This window comes from Candidatus Aquicultor sp. (genome assembly GCF_054640775.1).
The window spans coordinates 1-3942 of the sequence record NZ_JBTSLF010000216.1; the positions used below are offsets into that span (position 1 = coordinate 1).

Genomic DNA, 3942 nt, shown 5'->3' on the forward strand with positions numbered 1-3942 from the left:
TCGGAAGATCTTCTGCTCTTCTCGGCAATTGACAATAACTTATCCAGTGAAAGTGCTTCTGACTGCAGATCATTCTCTTGTTTTATAAGGGAGATATATTTTCTTATTGTTTTCCTGTCCCGTCCTGTTACTCTGGATATTTCACTTATACTTTGGCCATCCTTAATTCTTCTTACTATTTCGGATAATTCCATTGTTACCACCTTCTTGTATGACACCATTACTCCTTTTTTTTGAGGGGTAAAGATGCAAATGATTTTAATAAATAATTACTTCAGAGGGTGGGGAATAAAGTGAACCTGAAACTGAGGAATCATCTGAACCCGAAACTGGGGAATCAAATGAACCTGTAACTGGGGAATGATGTGAACTTTTTAACTATTTACCTGGGGAATCATCTGGTCGCCGACACCTAAATATAAATTTAAATGGATTATTGTTTATTGTGAGAATAGAGAGTATATCACATCAAGAGAAAAAATGATTCAAGAAGGAATTGAAAGGAGTTTCAATTTTGGAAAAAAAATTTTTCTTCAAAGAGAGAAATGGGAAACGAAAGAGAAAACTAAACAGCTTAAATTAGAATTTAAGGAGAGTTCTATATGAATCATAACCAAACTTTCAACGATATTTTAATTGAAGTTAAAAAATATATGATATTAGAAGATAGCAATGATTATATAATAGATGTTATACTTTCAACTTCACTTTCTCTTGAATTGAACAGACCGATTTGGATAATGATTACAGCACCACCTTCATCCGGAAAGACTGAACTATTAAATTTATTAAATCAAACAGATAATTTTCATAAGCTTCATAATTTAACACCGAAATTTCTTTTTTCAGGTTATGTTGCTGCACAAGGTGGATATGTCCCAAGAGAAATAAAGGAGAAGGGTGTTATTGCATTTCCTGATTTTACAACTGTATTAAGTCTAAACTCTAAATCACGGAATGAAATATTTAATCAATTGAGAGTAATGTATGATGGTGAAGCTGGTCTTGGTACAGGTATGGATTTAGGACAATATGAATCTTGGAAAGGAAAGGTTGTAGTGATCGGATTAGTTACTGAAGTAATAGAAAAAGTTAAAGAGAGGATTTCAGACTTAGGGGAAAGATTTCTTTATTTTAATTATAATTCTAAAGAACTGACAAATGAAGAATTACAAAATTTTAGACCCAATGAAGATGCAAGGGAAAATGTCCCTTATCTTGTACAAAATTTATTAACCTACAAAATAAATGAAGTACAAAAAATAGAAATAAATCAAGAAGATATTTTTAAGATTGTATCACTTGCAAAGTTTATCTCAATTGGAAGAGCAATAGTTGAAAGAAGTGGATACAATCGTGAAATAGAACAAGTAATTAGTCCAGAAAAACCTCATCGAATTATAGAAGCTTTATCAAGTTTTTATAAATCTTTAATTTGTATTAATGAAAATAAAGAAAGAACTATGACCATACTTCATAACATAACATTTTCTTCAATTCCTAAAGTCAGAATGAATATTATAGCTAAAATATTGCGCTGTCAAAAGAAATCATTAACATTAGAGAATATTATGGAAGGAATTACCATATTTTCTGAATCAAAAATAAGAAGAGCTGTTGAAGATTTATTTGCACAGGGGATACTCAATAAGGAGAGATTAAAAAATGGTAATATTTATATATATAAGTTAAGTGATAATTATATAAAAATATGGAATGATATAATTGGTAAGTAAGTACTTTCCCGATTTGGGGTTATAGATATATAATTAAAATTATGTTAACCCCCAATTCGGGAAAATAAAAATATTATAGTAAGGAATGCAATGCCTTAACTAAAGAAGTAATATATATTGCATCCTTTGACGTAAGTAATATTTCATTCTTTAATTGTTCATTTCCATCCCACAGTGGAATCGGAGGTAATTTCATCAATTTTTCTTGATTTATACTTGCATACATTTTAATTATATAGAGCTTGTATAAGCTTTGCATTAATTCAGGAATGTCTTTTGATGTCAATCCTATCTTTTCATACTCTTTGTACCTAAAATTAATTAAGCTTTCTAACTCATTTTTTTCTAAGAGACCAATTGCTGAAATTGATATATGTCGGATATAATTTGTATGGAATCTTCTTCTAATTTCCTTTTTAAAATTTTTCACAAAGAAAAAATAGTCGGTTAAAAAGAGGGAGCATATTCTTGCTTCTAACAAAGTTGCACGTTTGTGTAATTTCTCATTTGGGAAATAAACTGACATAAAATTATCTTTTGAAAGGTCTGCAAATGCTAATGCTTTACCGGTTAAATTATAAAGTAATTTGTCATCTTTCTCTTCCTTTTTTTGAATATTAAAAAATTTAAATAATCTATTCATCAATTTTCCTTTAAAATAAAAATGCGTAGTGTTCTCTCTTACTTTTATTACTCCAAATTCATGGTCAAATATAGAATCGAGAACGATTGCAATATGACCTTCCTATTCTATATTAAGTTAGTCACTCAAAGATTAATTCCTCATAAAGAAAAGAACACACCTGGAATAATAAATTAGAAAAATGTTCGTAGGAATTACTATCATTCTGTTAATCACATTTTTCAATAGACAATTTAAAGCTTTTGCACATATCGTTATCTAAGTAGATATATTATTCCTGTTAATATTATTGCTAATATATAAACAGGAGGTGAAACGACACTCGATAAGAAATTTGAGAAAAATAAAGTAAAATGTTCAGAAATTGTAGCCCTATTATACAGGACATTTCTTGCTGAAGCACCTAAACTTTCTACAGGTCGATTCTTATAAAATACTTTAGTAAATGCTGCCAGAAAAGAATAGATAAAAGCCACAATTAGAAAGCTTATTAGTGCAATTATTATCATTATTTTACTCCTTAAAATCTTGGTAAACATTCACCAAGTTATATGATTATTTTTTAACCATTTTTTTGCATCCTCATTATTCATGCGAGCAGAAATGGTAAAATTATTAATAGATTCATTTCTATTTGGTGTTAAGTATGCTTTCCCTAATAGATAATAAATTTCGGAATGGGTTTTATTGATTGCAAGAAAAGTATCTAAATATTTAACCGCTTCCTCATTTTGATTTTGCTTAATTAAAATTTGAGCAAGCTCAAAATATGTTTCAGCATTTGTAGAATCATTACTTATTTCAAGAAGAAAATTATTTTTTGCTTCTGTGTAATTCTGAATATTCTTATAGAGCAATCCAAGCTGATAATAGACATTTGTATAATTAGGATTAATTTTAATACCCTTCTCATAAAAATTAATTCCTTGTTTTAAATCTTCTTTCTTAAATCCATAATCATAACCTAAACGATAATATGCTAAAGCTTCTTGAGGATTTATATTTATGGCTTTTTGGTAGCATTCTATAGATTTATCTGAGACTGCATTGTAATTAAACTTTAATGTATCTACTTTAAAATGAATTTTACCAAATACTTTTGGAAGTGATTGCTTGAATAAGTAGTCATTATATATATATTTTATAAATTTCTCTTGATAAGCATCCCCTAAATAAACATATGCTTCGGAATTATTAGGTTCATGTTCAAGATACTTATTAATATAATCGATTGCTGTTTGACTGTTTTCACCGGAAAGATTTAGATAAGACTTCCCTAACCATAAATAAGCTTCATAATTATTATTATCTTGTTTTAAAGCTTTATTAAAATATTCGATTGCAGTTTCATAATCTTTTGATTCAAATGCTGCCTTCCCCTTCCTTAATTCCATATCGCTACTTGAACAACTTGAAAAAATTAAAAAAAACACGAAAGAAAAATAAATATAGCGCATTTTAATAATTTCCTTCCTTTTTAAAATTCCAATATAGAATTGATTATTTCCTTAACATTAACTTTAAAATAAAAAAGCGTGGGATTCGTCCCCACCACCGTAATGC

5 protein-coding genes are annotated in these 3942 nt (G+C 28.5%); 1 reads left to right on the plus strand and 4 read right to left on the minus strand.

The window, feature by feature from the left end; genetic code table 11:
- On the minus strand, positions 1 to 194 hold a 194-nt coding region (locus ACYC56_RS12985), incomplete at its 3' end, for a helix-turn-helix domain-containing protein (RefSeq protein WP_461374598.1).
- A 408-nt stretch (positions 195 to 602) separates the two neighbouring features.
- Here ACYC56_RS12985 and ACYC56_RS12990 point away from each other — a divergent pair.
- Positions 603 to 1736, plus strand: coding sequence for a hypothetical protein (locus ACYC56_RS12990; protein WP_461374599.1), 1134 nt, complete (start codon positions 603 to 605; stop codon positions 1734 to 1736).
- 73 nt (positions 1737 to 1809) lie between these two features.
- Here the strand turns inward: ACYC56_RS12990 and ACYC56_RS12995 are convergent, their stop codons facing one another.
- The 3 genes from ACYC56_RS12995 to ACYC56_RS13005 form a co-directional block, all read right to left on the minus strand.
- On the minus strand, positions 1810 to 2379 hold the full coding sequence (locus ACYC56_RS12995) for a hypothetical protein (RefSeq protein WP_461374600.1): 570 nt from the start codon (positions 2377 to 2379) through the stop codon (positions 1810 to 1812).
- Positions 2380 to 2633: 254 nt separating this feature from the next.
- Positions 2634 to 2888 carry a hypothetical protein gene (locus tag ACYC56_RS13000; protein ID WP_461374601.1) on the minus strand — a complete coding sequence of 85 codons (255 nt, stop codon included), beginning with the start codon at positions 2886 to 2888 and terminating at the stop codon, positions 2634 to 2636.
- A 30-nt stretch (positions 2889 to 2918) separates the two neighbouring features.
- Positions 2919 to 3773, minus strand: a complete 855-nt coding sequence (locus tag ACYC56_RS13005; RefSeq protein WP_461374602.1) for a tetratricopeptide repeat protein — start codon at positions 3771 to 3773, stop codon at positions 2919 to 2921.
- Positions 3774 to 3942: the final 169 nt, after the last annotated feature.

Bases quoted from the DNA above. Each gene is read 5' to 3' on its own strand.
- ACYC56_RS13000 (WP_461374601.1), bottom strand. From the start codon at position 2,888: ATGATAATAATTGCACTAATAAGCTTTCTAATTGTGGCTTTTATCTAT.
- ACYC56_RS12995 (WP_461374600.1), bottom strand. From the start codon at position 2,379: ATGAATAGATTATTTAAATTTTTTAATATTCAAAAAAAGGAAGAGAAA.
- ACYC56_RS12990 (WP_461374599.1), top strand. From the start codon at position 603: ATGAATCATAACCAAACTTTCAACGATATTTTAATTGAAGTTAAAAAA.
- ACYC56_RS13005 (WP_461374602.1), bottom strand. From the start codon at position 3,773: ATGGAATTAAGGAAGGGGAAGGCAGCATTTGAATCAAAAGATTATGAA.